14 protein-coding genes are annotated in these 15451 nt (G+C 70.4%); 5 read left to right on the top strand and 9 right to left on the bottom strand.

The window, feature by feature from the left end; genetic code table 11:
• The gene (locus tag ACYUED_RS04465) at positions 1-2514 is read right to left on the bottom strand and encodes a DEAD/DEAH box helicase (RefSeq protein ID WP_491291018.1); all 2514 of its coding nucleotides are present in this window, start codon (positions 2512-2514) and stop codon (positions 1-3) included.
• A gap of 145 nt (positions 2515-2659) precedes the next feature.
• On the opposite strand from ACYUED_RS04465, the gene ACYUED_RS04460 reads away from it, so the two are divergent.
• Positions 2660-3454: a metal-dependent hydrolase gene (locus ACYUED_RS04460; protein WP_491291017.1), complete on the top strand. Its 795-nt coding sequence runs from the start codon at positions 2660-2662 to the stop codon at positions 3452-3454.
• A 65-nt stretch (positions 3455-3519) separates the two neighbouring features.
• On the opposite strand, the gene ACYUED_RS04455 is transcribed toward ACYUED_RS04460, so the two are convergent.
• From ACYUED_RS04455 to ACYUED_RS04435, 5 genes are all read right to left on the bottom strand, one after another.
• Positions 3520-4029: a carboxymuconolactone decarboxylase family protein gene (locus tag ACYUED_RS04455; protein WP_491291016.1), complete on the bottom strand. Its 510-nt coding sequence runs from the start codon at positions 4027-4029 to the stop codon at positions 3520-3522.
• Positions 4030-4152: 123 nt separating this feature from the next.
• Entirely contained in the window at positions 4153-4425 is a 273-nt protein-coding gene (locus ACYUED_RS04450; RefSeq protein ID WP_491291015.1) for a type B 50S ribosomal protein L31, read from the bottom strand.
• A 27-nt stretch (positions 4426-4452) separates the two neighbouring features.
• Positions 4453-4923 (bottom strand): DUF5709 domain-containing protein, encoded by a 471-nt coding sequence (locus ACYUED_RS04445; RefSeq protein ID WP_491291014.1) that lies wholly within the window; start codon positions 4921-4923, stop codon positions 4453-4455.
• A gap of 267 nt (positions 4924-5190) precedes the next feature.
• Entirely contained in the window at positions 5191-5859 is a 669-nt protein-coding gene (locus ACYUED_RS04440; RefSeq protein ID WP_491291013.1) for a hypothetical protein, read from the bottom strand.
• Positions 5843-6445, bottom strand: coding sequence for a sigma-70 family RNA polymerase sigma factor (locus tag ACYUED_RS04435; RefSeq protein ID WP_491291012.1), 603 nt, complete (start codon positions 6443-6445; stop codon positions 5843-5845). Before ACYUED_RS04435 ends, ACYUED_RS04440 begins: the two co-directional genes overlap by 17 nt.
• Before the next feature lie 124 nt (positions 6446-6569).
• Between ACYUED_RS04435 and ACYUED_RS04430 the strand changes: the two genes are divergently transcribed.
• Positions 6570-7124 (top strand): COG4315 family predicted lipoprotein, encoded by a 555-nt coding sequence (locus ACYUED_RS04430; protein ID WP_491291011.1) that lies wholly within the window; start codon positions 6570-6572, stop codon positions 7122-7124.
• Between the two features lie 51 nt (positions 7125-7175).
• On the opposite strand, the gene ACYUED_RS04425 is transcribed toward ACYUED_RS04430, so the two are convergent.
• Together ACYUED_RS04425 and ACYUED_RS04420 are read right to left on the bottom strand one after the other, a co-directional pair.
• On the bottom strand, positions 7176-8957 hold the full coding sequence (locus tag ACYUED_RS04425) for an ABC transporter ATP-binding protein (protein ID WP_491291010.1): 1782 nt from the start codon (positions 8955-8957) through the stop codon (positions 7176-7178).
• A complete protein-coding gene (locus ACYUED_RS04420; RefSeq protein WP_491291009.1) occupies positions 8954-10747 on the bottom strand; it encodes an ABC transporter transmembrane domain-containing protein in 1794 nt (597 codons plus the stop codon). The genes ACYUED_RS04425 and ACYUED_RS04420 overlap by 4 nt, the downstream gene beginning before the upstream one ends.
• Positions 10748-10880: 133 nt before the next feature.
• Between ACYUED_RS04420 and ACYUED_RS04415 the strand changes: the two genes are divergently transcribed.
• The 3 genes from ACYUED_RS04415 (at position 10881) to ACYUED_RS04405 (ending at position 14806) form a co-directional block, all read left to right on the top strand.
• On the top strand, positions 10881-11639 hold the full coding sequence (locus ACYUED_RS04415) for a L,D-transpeptidase family protein (protein ID WP_491291008.1): 759 nt from the start codon (positions 10881-10883) through the stop codon (positions 11637-11639).
• Between the two features lie 48 nt (positions 11640-11687).
• Positions 11688-13292, top strand: a complete 1605-nt coding sequence (locus ACYUED_RS04410; protein WP_491291007.1) for a peptide-N4-asparagine amidase — start codon at positions 11688-11690, stop codon at positions 13290-13292.
• 170 nt (positions 13293-13462) lie between these two features.
• Positions 13463-14806, top strand: a complete 1344-nt coding sequence (locus tag ACYUED_RS04405; protein WP_491291006.1) for a cation:dicarboxylate symporter family transporter — start codon at positions 13463-13465, stop codon at positions 14804-14806.
• 162 nt (positions 14807-14968) lie between these two features.
• Here ACYUED_RS04405 and ACYUED_RS04400 read toward each other — a convergent pair whose 3' ends face one another.
• Positions 14969-15427 carry a MarR family winged helix-turn-helix transcriptional regulator gene (locus ACYUED_RS04400; RefSeq protein ID WP_491291005.1) on the bottom strand — a complete coding sequence of 153 codons (459 nt, stop codon included), beginning with the start codon at positions 15425-15427 and terminating at the stop codon, positions 14969-14971.
• Between the last annotated feature and the right edge of the window lie 24 nt (positions 15428-15451).

The following is a 15451-nucleotide window of genomic DNA, read 5'->3' as shown; positions in this document are numbered from 1 at the left end:
TCACAGCTGGCCGACATCGGTGACACGGACGATCGCACGGCCCTCCGCGTCGGAGGCCGCGAGGTCGATCTCCGCGCTGATGCCCCAGTCATGATCGCCGTTCGGATCGGCGAAGATCTGGCGAGCGCGCCACAGGCCGTGCTCCGGCTCCTCCTCGATGAGCAGCAGCTTGGGGCCGCGGGCGTCGGGGCCGGTGCCCAGGTCGTCGTACTCGTCCCAGTACTTGTCCATCGCCTCGCCCCACGCGTCGGCGTCCCAGCCGGACTCGGCATCCAACTCGCCCAGCTCCTCGACGTGGTCGAGGGCGGCCAGCTCGACGCGGCGGAACATCGCGTTGCGGACCAGGACCCGGAAGGCGCGCGCATTGGAGGTGACCGGCTTGACCTCATCGGCCTTCTCCTGGGCCTCCTCGGCCGTCATCTCCTCCGGGTTGGCGAGCTGCTCCCACTCGTCCAGCAGGCTGGAGTCGACCTGGCGGACCATCTCGCCGAGCCACTCGATCAGGTCCTGCAGGTCCTCGGACTTGAGGTCGTCCGGGATGTTGTGGTCGAGGGTCTTGTAGGCGCTCGCGAGGTAGCGCAGCACGATGCCCTCGGTGCGGGCCAGCTCGTAGAAGGACACCAACTCCGTGAAGGACATCGCCCGTTCGTACATGTCGCGGATGACGGACTTCGGCGACAGCGGATGGTCGCCCACCCAGGGATGGCTCTTGCGGTAGGTGTCGTAGGCGTGGAAGAGCAGCTCCTCCAGCGGCTTGGGGTAGCTGATGTCCTGGAGGCGCTCCATGCGCTCCTCGTACTCGACGCCGTCAGCCTTCATCGCGGCCACGGCCTCGCCCTTGGCCTTGTTCAGCTGGGCGACCAGGATCTGCCGCGGGTCGTCCAGCGTCGACTCGACGACGGACACCATGTCCAGCGCGTAGGACGGCGACTCCGGTTCGAGCAGTTCGAACGCGGCGAGCGCGAAGGTGGACAGCGGCTGGTTGAGGGCGAAGTCCTGCTGCAGGTCCACGGTGAGGCGGACGATACGGCCCGTGGCGTCCGGCTCGTCGAGTTTCTCCACGATGCCGCCGTCCAGCAGCGAGCGATAGATGGCGATCGCGCGCCGGATGTGCCTCAGCTGCTGCTTGCGTGGCTCGTGGTTGTCCTCCAGGAGGTGCCGCATCGCCTCGAAGGCGTTGCCCGGGCGGGCGATCACCGACAGCAGCATCGTGTGCGTCACACGGAAGCGGGAGGTCAGCGGCTCCGGATCGGAGGTGATGAGCTTGTCGAAGGTGCTCTCCGTCCAGCCGACGAAGCCCTCCGGTGCCTTCTTGCGGACGACCTTGCGGCGCTTCTTCGGGTCGTCACCCGCCTTGGCCAGCGCCTTCTCGTTCTCGACGACGTGCTCGGGAGCCTGGGCGATGACGAAGCCGGCCGTGTCGAACCCGGCCCGCCCGGCTCGACCCGCGATCTGATGGAACTCCCGGGCCCGCAGCGTGCGGACACGGCTCCCGTCGTACTTGGTCAGGGCTGTGAACAGCACCGTGCGGATGGGCACGTTGACGCCGACGCCCAGCGTGTCCGTGCCGCAGATCACCTTCAGCAGACCGGCCTGGGCGAGCTTCTCCACCAGCCGCCGGTACTTGGGCAGCATCCCGGCGTGATGCACACCGATGCCGTGCCGCACGTAACGCGAGAGGTTGCGGCCGAACTTGGTGGTGAAGCGGAAGTTGCCGATCAGCTCCGCGATCTGGTCCTTCTCCTCACGCGTGCACATGTTGATGCTCATCAGCGCCTGCGCCCGCTCCACGGCCTGCGCCTGCGTGAAGTGGACGATGTAGACCGGGGCCTGCCTGGTCTCCAGCAGCTCGGTCAGCGTCTCCGTGAGCGGGGTGAGCCGGTATTCGTAGGAGAGCGGTACCGGGCGGGTCGCCGAGCGGACCACCGACGTGGGGCGGCCGGTGCGCCGGGTGAGGTCCTTCTCGAACATCGAGACGTCGCCGAGCGTGGCGGACATCAGGACGAACTGCGCCTGGGGCAGCTCCAGGATCGGGATCTGCCAGGCCCAGCCGCGGTCCCCCTCCGCGTAGAAGTGGAACTCGTCCATGACGACCTGGCCGACGTCGGCGTTCTTCCCGTCGCGCAGCGCGATCGAGGCGAGCACTTCGGCGGTGCAGCAGATGACGGGCGCATCCGAGTTCACGGACGCGTCGCCGGTCAGCATGCCGACGTTCTCGGTGCCGAAGATCTTGCACAGCTCGAAGAACTTCTCCGACACCAGCGCCTTGATCGGCGCCGTGTAGAAGGTGACCTCGTCCCGGGCCAGGGCGGCGAAGTGGGCGCCCGCCGCGATCATGCTCTTGCCGGAGCCGGTGGGCGTCGACACGATCACGTTCGCCCCGGAGACCGCCTCGATCAGCGCTTCCTCCTGGTGGGAGTAGAGCGTGAGACCCCGCTCCTGGGCCCACGACTCGAAGGCTTCGTAGAGGGCGTCGGGGTCGGCGGTCGGCGGCAGCTGATCGATGAGGGTCACGCCCCCATCTTGCCTGGCGTCCTCCCGCATAGGGGAATCGGTTGTCACCACGAAGATCACGACCAGTACGCTGTGACGCCGACGGAGTGTCAGCGCACCCGGTCAACTGGACAGCGGCACAAGACGAATGGGGCGGGCAACGGCCATGATGGGACCAGCACACTCACTCTCGGGCGCCGCCGCCTGGCTCGGCGTCGGTGCGGCGGCCGCTGCGGCCGGGCACGCCATGCCCTGGCCTGTACTCCTGGTCGGTGCCCTGATCTGCGCCGGAGCCGCGCTGGCACCGGACCTGGACCACAAGGCGGCCACCATCTCAAGGGCCTTCGGTCCCCTCTCGCGCGGGCTGTGCGAGATCGTCGACAAGATCTCCTACGCCGTCTACAAGGCGACGAGGAAGCAGGGCGACCCCCGCCGCTCCGGCGGCCACCGCACGCTCACCCACACCTGGCTCTGGGCTGTCCTGCTCGGCGCGGGTACATCGGTCGCCGCCATCACCGGTGGCCGCTGGGCGGTCCTCGCCATCCTCTTCGTCCACATGGTGCTGGCCATCGAGGGCCTGTTGTGGCGGGCGGCCCGGGGGTCCAGCAGCGACATCCTGGTCTGGCTGCTGGCCGGGACCAGCGCGTGGATCCTCGCCAGCGTCCTGGACAAGCCGGGCAACGGTTCGGACTGGCTGTTCACGCAGCCCGGCCAGGCGTACCTGTGGCTGGGCCTGCCGATCGTGCTGGGCGCGATAGTGCACGACATCGGGGACGCGCTGACGGTCTCGGGATGCCCGATCCTGTGGCCGATCCCGGTGGGCCGCAAGCGCTGGTACCCGATCGGACCGCCGAAGTTCATGCGGTTCCGGGCGGGCAGCTGGGTCGAGCTCAAGGTGTTGATGCCAGTGTTCATGCTGCTCGGCGGAGTGGGCTGCGCAGCGGCGCTGAACTTCATCTGAGGGGCGGACCCCTCGGGGCGGGACACGGCGGCCACGGCCTCACCCCACAGGGGCCGCGGGTGGTGTCAGTCCCGCCACTGCTCGGTCGGAGCCACACCGGGCAGCGGCCTGCCGATGGTGGCGAGGGGGATGAAGAAGAAACCCTGGCCGATCGCGAAGGCCAGCGTGGTCAGAGCCTTCTCGTCGTAGTGCCGGGACACCTCGGCGTACAGGTCGGCGGGGACGCGCTCGCCGTGCGGGTTCGGGGTGAGCACGGCCTCGACCAGCGCCAGTGCCGCACGCTCGGCGTCCGTGAAGTACGGTGCGTCGTGCCACGACGACACCCCCGTGATCCGCTCCTCGGACTCGCCGGCCCGGCGCAGGCTGCCGGTGTGCATGACGGTCAGATAGGTGTTGCCGACCAGCTGCCCGGTCCGCAGATGGACCAGGCTGATCGTGGTCTGGGGGACCGAACCGTTGCCTACGGCCTTGAACAGGGCTTCGGCGACCGGCCCGAACTCGGGGACGGTCTTGAGCGGGTTGGGCAGGCGCGACTCAGTGGTCATTGCGTCCGTGTTGATTGCGTCAGTGGTCATGGCTTTTCCTCACCGGAGTCTTCGAGATCTTCGAACTGCTTCTGTCTCAGTGACGGATCTCGAAGCCCGGATGTGACCGCCGGACGCCAGGAATTCCCGATCGGCCGCGTGCGGCCCCAGGGGTCAGCCGGTGGAAGCCTGCCCGGCCTCGCCCCCGCCCCCGTAGCGCCGCTCGAACTGGGCGATGCGGCCCTCCGTGTCCACCGTCCGCGCCTTGCCGGTGTAGAACGGGTGGCTCTCGGACGAGATCTCCACGTCCACCACCGGGTAGGTCTCGCCGTCGTCCCACTCGATGGTCTGGTTGCTGGTCGCGGTGGACCGGGTCAGGAAGGCGTAGCCTGCCGCGCGGTCGCGGAAGACCACCTGGTGGTAGTCGGGCTGCTTGTCCTGCTGCATAGGTGCTCCTTGACTGGTGGCGACTGCTCAGCCGGACAGGGCGTCCTCGTCGACGATGTGCATCGCGGCCTCCTCGGCGGACGCCGCCGCGCCGTCGATGCCCACGTCCGTGGCGACCATGGCGCTCTCGTCGTCCTCGTGCGCGCCCTCGTCGGGTGCCACGAGACGGCCGGAGCGGGCGGTGCCGACCTCGTTGTCCAGGAGTTCGCCGTCGGTGCCGTCGCAGTCACCGATGCCGTCGCCGTCGGGCGCCACGAGGTCCGGCAGTTCCTCGGCGAGGCGCTGGTCCAGCGTCTCCCCGTGCCGTCGTTCCGCCGCCGTCACATCGGCACGCTCCACCGCCCATGGTCTGTCCGGAGGGGACCAGCCCCGGTCGAGGGGGTCGTCGACACCATCGTTGACCAGGGAGTCCTCCGAGTCGAGCAGCCCGGAGTCCTCCTGGATCTCGGATCGGTCGGGCTGGTAGACGTCGTCTCCCCATCCGTCGGCGCTGTTCACGGGAACCTCCAGGTGATGGGGACGGCCCGTCTCACCGCGCTGGGCGTCGGACCGCCGTCACGCGGGGCACAGGCTGCGCCCGACAGAACCGACGGTCCCAGGGAGCTTCCCCGAGCCGGTGCCGTTATCCAGCCTTCCACCCCTTTTCGTGACTGCGCAACGGCACGGCACGAGGAGGTACTCGGTGCCGGGGAACGGCCCGTCGGCCCGGTGCGGACGGTCGTTTCCCGTCGATCATGTCCGGTTGGCGTGCACCGGGACCCGACGTCAGCTGTGCAGAACGGCCGACGACCAGACCTGCCCGTAGTCCGTCACCAGTTCGACGCGGTCGATGGCGCGTGTGGATCCGTAGGCGATCCAGGTGGCCCGGCCGGACGGCGGCATCCACCATTGGCCGGCACTGCGGGTGGAGCCGTCCTTGAGGAGGAGCCGGCAGGTGTAGTGGGTGCCGGGCCGGCCGTCCGTGATCTGCATGACCACGACGTGCTCGTCGCCGGCACGGCTCGGTTCCACGGTGCCGACCTTCGCCCCCGAACCCGTGACCAGCAGGGCTCCGTGATCGCTCGCGGCCACCTGGACCGGCGCCGACTCGTGGTGCAGGACAGTGCTGCCGACGGCGCCCAGGCAGAGGCCGGCCGCGGCGGCCGCGGCGACCAGCAGCGGGGTCCGGTGGAACCGGCGCGCGGGGGAGTGGCGGCGCAGTTCCAGGCGGCTGAGGACCCGGGCGTCGAAGCCGGGCGGCGCCGCGACCGCGGGGGCGGCCGGCAGTACCGCGTCGACGGCCGCCGACAGATCGTCGTACGCCGAGCGGCAGGAGGCGCAGACGGTGAGATGGCGCAGCAGCTCAGCCGGTTCGCCGGGGAGGGTGCCGAGAGCCAGGGCGGTCAGTTCGTCCTCGTCAGGGTGGTGTTCCCGGGCGTCAGAGTGGCGTTCCATCGCGGCTTCCCTCCTTCAGCGCGTCGCGCAGTCTGCGCAGGCCGGTGCGTATGCGGGTCTTGGCGGTGCCCAGAGGGATGTGCTCGTGCCGGCCCACCTCGGCGGCGGTGCAGCCGCCGAGCACGGCGAGGGCGACCGCGCGGGCCTGCTCGACGGGCAGGACCCGCAGCCGGGCGAGGGCGCGCTCGCTCTCCAGGGCGGCGAGGGCCTGCCGCGCCGTGCCGTCGGAGTCGTTCTCGGCCCGCAGGGTCACATCCAGCAGCCGCTCCAAGGTCTCCGCGAGGACAGGCGTGGAGCGCCGGGCCCGTACGGCGTCGATCGCGGCGTTACGGGTGATGGTCAGCAGCCAGGTGAGAGCCGAGGCCCGCCGGGGGTCGTAGTTTCCCGCCGCCCGCCAGGCCCGTACGAACACCTCCTGGCTCACGTCCTCGGCCAGCACCGGATCGCGGGTCACGGACAGCGCCAGACCGTAGACCGCGTCCTGGAAGCGGCGGACGAAGGCGGCCGCCGCCTGCTCGTCGCCCAGTGCGAAGCCGGCGACGAGCGAGGCGTCGTCGACACGGTCCGCGCGCGGGAACAGTTCCACACCCTTGTGTACGTACGGGAGTGCCGAAGGGATTGAACGGGTGCCGAAAAAATTGAACGCAAACCGTCCCAATCCGTCGGGGCCGCTCGTCCGTACAACCTCCGTCAGGAAGGACGGAGACATCATGAGGCGAGAGATCATGGGGCGAAGCGGCATCACCGTGGCGGGGTTCGCCATCGCGGCACTGGCGCTGGCCGGCTGCGGCGGAGGAAGCGGGAGCGGAAGCGGGAGCGGCGCCCAGAAGGGCAGCCCGGCAGCGGCAGTCATGGACACCTCCACCATCAAGGCCGGCCACTCGCAGGTGGGCGACATCCTCGTCGACGGCAAGGGACGCACGTTGTACCTGTTCACCGAGGACGGCAAGAACAGCAACTCGATGAACTGTGATGCCGCGTGCGTCAAGCTGTGGCCGCGCATGGAGGGCAAGCCGCACGCGGGCTCCGGCGTCGACGCCGGCCTCATCGGCACCACGAAGGGTTCGGGCAAGGCACAGGCGACGTATGCGGGACACCCCCTGTACTACTACGCCAAGGACCACGCGGCCGGCGATCTCAAAGGGCAGGGCATCGACAAGATCTGGTACGTGATGAACACCAAGGGCACGGCGATCATGAAGGCCGTCCCGGCGTCGAACGGCAACGGCTATGGCAACGGCAGCAGCGGCAGTGGCGGCTACTGACGCGGGCCGGGAGCCGCCGCGGTACGGCAGCCCCCGACCGGCTCGGGACACTCACCCGTGCCACGACCGCCACAGCGCCGCGTACGCGCCCTGCGCCGCGACCAGGTCGTCGTGGCTGCCCAGCTCGCTGATGCGGCCGTTCTCCACGACGGCGATCACGTCCGCGTCGTGGGCGGTGTGCAGCCGGTGGGCGATGGCGACGACAGTGCGGCCGTCGAGGACGCGGGCGAGGGACCGTTCGAGGTGGCGTGCCGCACGTGGGTCGAGCAGCGAGGTCGCCTCGTCCAGGACCAGCGTGTGCGGGTCCGCCAGCACCAGGCGGGCCAGCGCGATCTGCTGGGCCTGGGCCGGGGTGAGGGTCAGCCCGCCCGAGCCGACCTCCGTGTCCAGACCGTCGTCCATCGCACGGGCCCAGCCGTCGGCGTCGACCGCGCCCAGCGCCGCCCACAGCTCGGCGTCCACCGCGTCCGTACGGGCCAGCAGGAGGTTGTCGCGCAGGGAGCCCACGAAGACGTGATGCTCCTGATTGACGAGGGCCACGTGGGAGCGGACCTGTTCGGCGGACATCCGGGACAGCTCGGTGCCACCGAGGGTGATGCGGCCCTCCCGGGGCGCGTAGATGCCGGCGAGCAGCCTGCCGAGCGTGGACTTGCCCGCGCCGGAAGGGCCGACCAGGGCCAGCCGAGTACCCGGCGCGACATGGAGGGACACCTCGCGCAGCACGTCCACGCCCTCGCGATAGCCGAAGTGCACCCGGTCCGCGTGTACGTCACGTCCGTCGGGCGCCGGGGTCCGGCCACCGGCGTCCGGCTCGATGTCGCGCACGCCCACCAGCCGCGCCAGCGACACCTGCGCCACCTGCAGCTCGTCGTACCAGCGCAGGATCAGGTTCACCGGATCCACGAGCATCTGCGCGATCAGTGCGCCCGTGGTCAGCTGGCCCACGTCGATCCAGCCCCGCAGGACGAACACGCCGCCGATCATCAGCACCGAGGCGAGCACGGTCACATGGGTGACGTTGATGACGGGGAAGAGCACGGAGCGCAGCCACAGCGTGTAGTTCTCCCAGGCCGTCCACTCCTTGACCCGGCGCTCCGACAGCTCGATGCGGCGGTCGCCGAGGCGGTGGGCCTCGACGGTGCGCCCGGCATCGACGGTCTCGGCGAGGGCGGCGGCCACGGCGGCGTACCCCGCGGCCTCCGAGCGGTAGCCGGACGGCGCCCGTTTGAAGTACCAGCGGCAGCCGACCACCAGCAGGGGAACGGCGATCAGGACGGCGGGCGCCAGCGGCGGCACCGTGACGACGAGCCCGCCGAGCAGCAGCACCACCCACACCACGCCGATCGACAACTGCGGCACGGCCTCACGCATCGCGTTCGCCAGCCGGTCGATGTCCGTCGTGATCCGGGACAGCAGATCGCCCGTGCCGGCCCGCTCCAGGACACCCGGCGGCAGCCCGACCGACCGTACGAGGAAGTCCTCGCGCAGATCGGCCAGCATCCGCTCGCCGAGCATCGCCCCGCGCAGCCGCACCTCCCGCACGAACACCGCCTGCACGACCAGGGCGAGCACGAACAGCGAGACGATGAGCGGCAGATGAAGCTCCCGCGCCCCGTCCGACACCCGCTGGACGAGGTCGCCCAGCAGCCACGGGCCCGCCATCGAGGCGATCACGGACACCGTGTTGACGGTGATGAGGATCAGGAAGGCACGCCGGTGCCGCCGGAACAGCTCGGTCACATAGGCGCGTACGGTCGCGGGGGCGCCGACGGGCAGGGTGTTCGCCGTCGTCGGGGCCGCCGGGTCGTACGCCGGTGGCGCCACGCCGATCATGCCGTCTCCTCGATCTCTTCCAGTTCGTCCATGTCCAGTACGCCGCTCGGGGCGGCCTCGTCCTCGGTCTCCCGGGTCACCACGGCGCGGTAGCGGGGCTCGGTGTGCACCAGCTCGCGGTGCACACCGACCGCCGCGACCTCGCCCTCGTGCACTAGCACGACCCGGTCGGCGTGGTCCAGGAGCAGCGGCGAGGAGGTGAAGACCACCGTCGTCCGTCCTTCCCGCAGGGCACGCACTCCCTGAGCGATCCGCGCCTCGGTGTGCGAGTCGACGGCCGAGGTCGGCTCGTCCAGGACGAGCACCTCCGGGTCGGTGATCAGCGACCGGGCGAGCGCGAGCCGCTGGCGCTGACCGCCGGACAGCGACCGCCCGCGCTCGGTGATCCGGGCGTCCATCGGGTTCGCGGCGTCCAACGACCCCTGGGCCAGCGCCTCCAGGACGTCCCTGCACTGGGCGGCCGCCAGTGAGTCCCGTGCGGCGACGTCACCCGAAGCGGGTACGTCGAGCAGTTCGCGCAGCGAGCCGGACAGCAGCACCGGGTCCTTGTCCTGGACGAGGACGGACTTGCGGGCCGTGTCCAGCGGCAGTTCGTCCAGGGGGACGCCGCCGAGCAGGACGGACACGCCCTGCTCGGCCGGGTGCCCGCCCAGCCGCTCGGCAAGGCGCCCCGCCGCGTCCGGGTCGCCGCACACCACGGCGGTCAGCCGGCCGGTCGGCGCGAGCAGTCCGGTGGCCGGGTCGTACAGGTCCCCGGAGGGGAGGTCGGCCGCGCGCGAACCTTCGGTGTCCGTGGCCCGCTCCAGCGCCAGCACGCCCGCCGCCCGCGTGGCGGAGGGCCGCGAGAAGGAGTACGCCATGGCGATCTCCTCGAAGTGCCGCAGCGGATAGGTGAGGATCATCACCGAGCTGTAGACGGTGACCAGTTCGCCGACGGTGATGCGGCCGTGGCGGGCGAGGTGGACGCCGTAGAAGACGACCACCACCATCAGCAGGCCCGGCAGCAGCACCTGGATCGCGGAGATCAGGGACCACATGCGGGCGCTGCGCACGGCGGCGTGGCGGACCTCCTGGGAGGCGCGGCGGTAGCGGTCGAGAAACAGTTCCTCGCCGCCGATACCACGCAGCACGCGCAGGCCGGCGACGGTGTCCGAGGCCAGCTCGGTGGCCCGCCCCGCCTTCTCGCGCTGGAAGTCGGCCCGCCGGGTCGCCCGCGGCAGCAGCGGCAGCACCGCGAGCGCCAGCACGGGCAGGCCTGCGGCGACGACGACGCCGAGCGCGGGCTGGTAGACGACCAGGGCCACGCAGACCACCACGACCGTGAGGGCCGCCGCGGTGAAACGGGAGACGGCCTCCACGAACCAGCCGATCTTCTCGACGTCACCGGTGGAGACGGCTACGACCTCGCCGGCCGCGACACGCCGCGTCAGCGCCGAGCCCAGCTGGGCCGCCCTGCGGGCGAGCAGCTGCTGGACGCGGGCGGCGGCCGTGATCCAGTTGGTCACCGCGGTCCGGTGCAGGAACGTGTCGCCGAGGGCGATGCCCACGCCGGTCAGCGCCAACAGCCCTCCCGCAAGGGCGAGTTGCCGGCCTGAGCGGTCGACGACGGCCTGGACCGCTGTGCCGACGCAGAACGGCAGGGCGGAGACCGACACGAAATGCAGCAGGCCCCAGGCCAGCGACTTGAACTGACCACCCAGTTGGTTTCGGCCCAGCCACCACAGGAATCGGGGACCCGAGCGGGCGTCCGGCACGCCCGGGTCGGCATACGGAAGGTCTTGGATCTGCATGACGGATGACGTCCCAGTGGCTCGTGTCAGGGGGTGGTGGGAACTGCGAACGGCGACAACAAACCGTGAAAGGTTCGCCTCGCAGCGTGGTCGAAAGCAACAGGTTTTCTGTGGCGCCGTACAGAATGGGCCGATGCGAAAGAACGGTGCATGTCGTACGGCGGTCGCGGTGGCGGTCCTGGGAACGCTGGCGGTGATGGCGGTGGCCTGCGGCAGCGAGCGACAGGACGGCGCAGGTGAGAAGGGCGCCACGGGCGCCACGGGCGGCGCGGCCGGCACCCGCCCGCACATCGCCGACCGAACCCGGACCATCCCTGACGTCGGTGACCGCCTGCAACGGCGGATCCCCGCGGGCTCCGGTCAGGTCGTGGCGGTGTACGGCGACGGCAAGGACTCCGCGGACTCCACGGTCGTGCTGTACCGCAAGCGCGGCTCGGCCTGGGACCGGATGCGCAGTTGGCCGGCGCACAACGGCAAGAAGGGCTGGACCGCCGACCACCATGAGGGCGACCGGCGCAGCCCGATCGGCGTGTTCACCCTCACCGACGCGGGCGGCGTCCTCGACGATCCCGGCGCCCGGCTCCAGTACACCCGCGACGCGTCCCTCCAGGCCCCGCGCTGGTGGGCCCGCTCGCACTGGCACGACTTCGACTACGTCATCGCCATCGACTACAACCGCGTCAAGGGCACCCCGCCCGACGATCCGACGCGCCCCGAGGGCGACGCGAAGGGCGGCAGCATCTGGCTGCACATGGACCACGGCAGCGGTACGTCGGCCTGCGTCAGCGTCTCCCGGGCGGCGATGGAGTATCTGCTGCGCACGCTCGACCCCGACCGGCATCCCGTGGTGGTGATGGGGGACAGGGAGGACCTGAAGTCCTCGCACTTCTGACGGAGGCCTCATTGCCACGAGGCGCCAACTCGCCGTAGAACACCGGCCATGAAGAGACGGATCGTCATGTCCATGCTCGCCGGAGCGACCCTCCTGGCGAGCACCCTCCTGGGGGCGGCTCCGGCCCAGTCCGCCGACGTCCCCGCCGAGTTCGGCACCGACTGGCACGACCCGGTGACCGCGGCCCCGCCGGTCGACAAGCCCTCCGGAAAGTCCTGCCGGGTCACCCTGGCCGAGGCCCGGTTCCGGGACTTCACGCCGTACAAGGGCACGTACTCCCCGCCCGAAGGCTGCGGCGACCGCTGGGGCAAGGTGGTGCTGCGCCTGGACGGCAAGGTCGAGGGACGGCAGTTCGACCGGCTCGGCCATCTGCACGTCGGCGGGGTCGAGATCCTTCGTACGTCCACCCCCGAGCCCTCGCCCGACGGCATCGGGTGGTCCGTCGAGAAGGACGTGACGCGCTACAGCGACACGTTCCGCAGCGGCCAGGACGTCGAGATGCTCATCGGGAACGTCGTCGACGACACGTACACGGGCGTGATCGACGTCAAGGTCACGCTCACCTTCTACCCGGCGAGGACGGGCAAGCCGGCCACCGCGATCCCGGACCGGGTCCTCACCCTCTCGGACGGCAACACCCTCACCACCCCGCGCAACAGCGAACGCATCCTCGCCGAGGTCTACGCCACCGGATCGGGCGGCGGCTGCGAGGAGTTCTGGTACCTGGCGGTGCCCGACTCCGCGCCCTACTCCTGCCGGGCCGACGGCGGCCCCTACCGTGAGGTGCAATTCAAGGTCGACGGCCAACTGGCCGGAATCGCCGCGCCGTTCCCGCACGTGTGGACCGGGGGATGGTCCAACCCCTTCCTCTGGTACGTCGTTCCGGGCCCGCGCGCCTTCGACGTCAAGCCGATCGAATACGACCTGACCCCCTTCGCCGGCCTGCTCAATGACGGCCGCCCGCACCAGGTCCAGGTGTCGGTCGTCGGTGTGCCCGAGGGACAGAGCGGCTGGAGCGCTCCGGTCAACGTGCTCGTGTGGCAGGACGCCGGGCGGGCGCACGTGTCCGGGAAGCTCACCGTGCACAGGGTGGGTGACCTCGCCAACTCCTCGACGTACACGGCCGGTTCGCCGCAGCGCGTGGACACCGAGGCAGGCCATCGGCTGACCGTCGCCGGGTACGTGGACACCTCGCACGGGCGCGTGACCACCACCGTCGGCCGCACCCTCGCCAACACCTCCGCCCACCGGTGGACCGACGGCGAGAACACCGACGGCCTCGACGCCACCTGGACCGACGACGAGACGGTCACCGTCGACGGACGCGGCCCGGCCCGTACGACGCACACGCACCGGACGTACGCGATGAACGGTGCGACCACGATCGGCGACGACGCGCGGCTGCGCACGGTGCTGACGCTCGGCGACCGGGCCGCGGTCGTCGAAACGCGCGGCGGCCGGCGGACGGGCTGGTCGCGGCTCGACGACACCGTCACCGGCGACGCCACGTACACGACCGATGTGCCACGCGACCAGCGGCACGCCGTCGGCACGACGGGCGAGCGGTACCGCTTGTACGGCTCGGCGGGCTGCTACGACCGCTCCCTGACCAGCGTCCAGGGGGTGCTCACGGAGGAACGCGACCGCTGCTGAGGCCAGTTGTGTGCGATGTGTCACGCGAGGCTGGTTTTACAGGGCTGTAACGCGGAGGTCTTCGACGGGATCAAGAACGCCCTGAAAGTGATCGTCACGGAAGCCGCTTTCCGTATCGCAGAAGTTCCCCCCTGGCTTCTGTGTGGTGACGTCCCCCTCTAGGAGTGCCCGTGCCGCCGCCCGTACCGTCCCTCCCGCGACGCGTCGCACGCATACTGCGTACCTCACTCTTCGCGCAGGTCGCCTGCGCGCTGGTGCTCGGAGTCGTCGTCGGAAAGCTGTGGCCCGACGTGGCCACGGATCTCCAGCCGCTCGGCGACGGATTCACCCGCCTCATCAAGACGATCATCTCGCCGCTGGTGTTCTGCGTGGTCGTCGTCGGCATCGCCAAGGCCGGCGACCTGAAGGCGTTCGGCCGGATCGGGCTCAAGGCGCTGATCTGGTTCGAGGTCGCGAGCACGGCGGCGCTGATCATCGGTCTGGTCGCCGCCAACGTCTTCCAGCCCGGCTCGGGCATGCACGTCGACCCCTCCACGCTGAGCACCAAGGCGGTCGACGCGAAGACGGGCGGCGGCTCGCTGCCCTCGACGACCGAGTTCGTCGTCAACGCGCTGCCCACCAGTTTCATCGGCGCCTTCGCCGAGAACTCCCTGCTCCAAGTGCTCATCCTGGCCTGCCTGGTGGGCGCCGCACTGCTGCACCTCGGCCACACCAAGGTGCCGCAGGTCCTGCCCGCAGTCGAGCAGGCCCAGGAGATCATCTTCGCGATCGTCGGCTTCGTCATGCGGCTGGCCCCGATCGCGGTGTTCGGCGCGATGGCCGTCCTGATCGGCCAGTACGGGCTCGGCGTGATCGAGACCTACGCCAAACTGATCATCCTGTGCTACGTCGCCGCCGCGCTGTTCGTCGCGCTGCTCGCCGTCGCCCTGCGGATCGTCACAGGGCTCAGCCTCTGGAAGTTCCTCCGCTACATCCGCGAGGAGATGCTCCTCGCGCTCGGCACGGCGTCCACCGAGTCCGTGATGCCGCGCGTGATGCAGAAGCTGCGCAAGGCCGGAGCCCGCGACGACGCCGTGGGCCTGGTGCTGCCCACCGGCTACTCCTTCAACCTCGACGGCGCCTCGCTCTACCTCTCCATCGGCACGCTGTTCATCGCGCAGGCCGTCGGGGTGGACCTCAGCCTCGGCCAGCAGATCACCGTGGTGCTGGTGCTGATGCTGACCAGCAAGGGCATGGCAGGCGTCCCCGGTTCGGCCTTCCTCGCCCTGTCCGCGACCGCCTCCTCGCTGGGAGCCATCCCGGCCGGCGCGGTGGCGCTGCTGCTGGGCGTGGACCGGATCATGGACTCGATGCGCGTCGTGACGAACCTGCTCGGAAACTGTGTCGCGGTGTTCGCGGTGTCCCGCTGGGAGGGCGCGCTGGATCTGGAGCGGGCGAAGAAGGTGCTGGGCGGGGAGACCGCCGAGGAAGAGGAGTCGTCGGTTTCGGAGCCGACGGCGCCTGTCGCCCAGTAATTCGGGGCGTCCCGTTTCGCGGGCGGCTGTGGGTGCGTGAGGGCTGATCGCGCAGTTCCCCGCGCTCCTTGGGTACGGCCAGTGGGCCGACCTTCAAGGGGTGCGGGGAACTGCGCGACCAGCCACGAACGACCCGCAGTCGCCCGCGTGCCGTGATGCCCCCTACCTGCAGCGCCGCACTGGCTCCGGCGCCCCGTCCACCAACGTGTCCAGCAGCCCGCCCAACACCTCGCGCTGCTCGTCCGTCAGCGGCGCCAGGATCTCCACGGCGGCCGACCGTCGCGCCCCCCGGAGCTCGCTCAGCGCCTTGTGTCCGTCGTCCGTGAGCTCGATCCGGATCACCCGGCGGTTGGTCGGATCGGGAACCCTGCGCACCTTGCCGCTCGCCTCCAGCCCGTCCACCAGTGAGGTCACGGCCCGGGGGACCACCTCCAGGCGCTCGGCGAGATCCGCCATGCGCGGCGGGGAGCCGTAGTGCGCCAGTGTGCGCAGCAGCCGGGACTGGGCCGGGGTGACGCCCAGGCCGGCCTGTTCGATGTGGCGCTTCTGGATCCGGTGCACGCGCCGCGTGAGCCGCAGCAACTGCTCGGACAGCAGGCTGTCGGCATCGGGGGTGGTCATGCGGGAACAATATCAGGACTAATT

The organism is Streptomyces sp. DF42 (assembly GCF_058267695.1).
This window is presented reverse-complemented; position numbering and strand designations above follow the sequence as displayed.

Coding starts and splice junctions, on each gene's coding strand:
- ACYUED_RS04460 (WP_491291017.1), top strand. CDS start 2,660: ATGATGGGACCAGCACACTCACTCTCGGGCGCCGCCGCCTGGCTCGGC.
- ACYUED_RS04455 (WP_491291016.1), bottom strand. CDS start 4,029: ATGACCACTGACGCAATCAACACGGACGCAATGACCACTGAGTCGCGC.
- ACYUED_RS04450 (WP_491291015.1), bottom strand. CDS start 4,425: ATGCAGCAGGACAAGCAGCCCGACTACCACCAGGTGGTCTTCCGCGAC.
- ACYUED_RS04440 (WP_491291013.1), bottom strand. CDS start 5,859: ATGGAACGCCACTCTGACGCCCGGGAACACCACCCTGACGAGGACGAA.
- ACYUED_RS04430 (WP_491291011.1), top strand. CDS start 6,570: ATGAGGCGAGAGATCATGGGGCGAAGCGGCATCACCGTGGCGGGGTTC.
- ACYUED_RS04425 (WP_491291010.1), bottom strand. CDS start 8,957: ATGATCGGCGTGGCGCCACCGGCGTACGACCCGGCGGCCCCGACGACG.
- ACYUED_RS04420 (WP_491291009.1), bottom strand. CDS start 10,747: ATGCAGATCCAAGACCTTCCGTATGCCGACCCGGGCGTGCCGGACGCC.
- ACYUED_RS04415 (WP_491291008.1), top strand. CDS start 10,881: ATGCGAAAGAACGGTGCATGTCGTACGGCGGTCGCGGTGGCGGTCCTG.
- ACYUED_RS04410 (WP_491291007.1), top strand. CDS start 11,688: ATGAAGAGACGGATCGTCATGTCCATGCTCGCCGGAGCGACCCTCCTG.
- ACYUED_RS04400 (WP_491291005.1), bottom strand. CDS start 15,427: ATGACCACCCCCGATGCCGACAGCCTGCTGTCCGAGCAGTTGCTGCGG.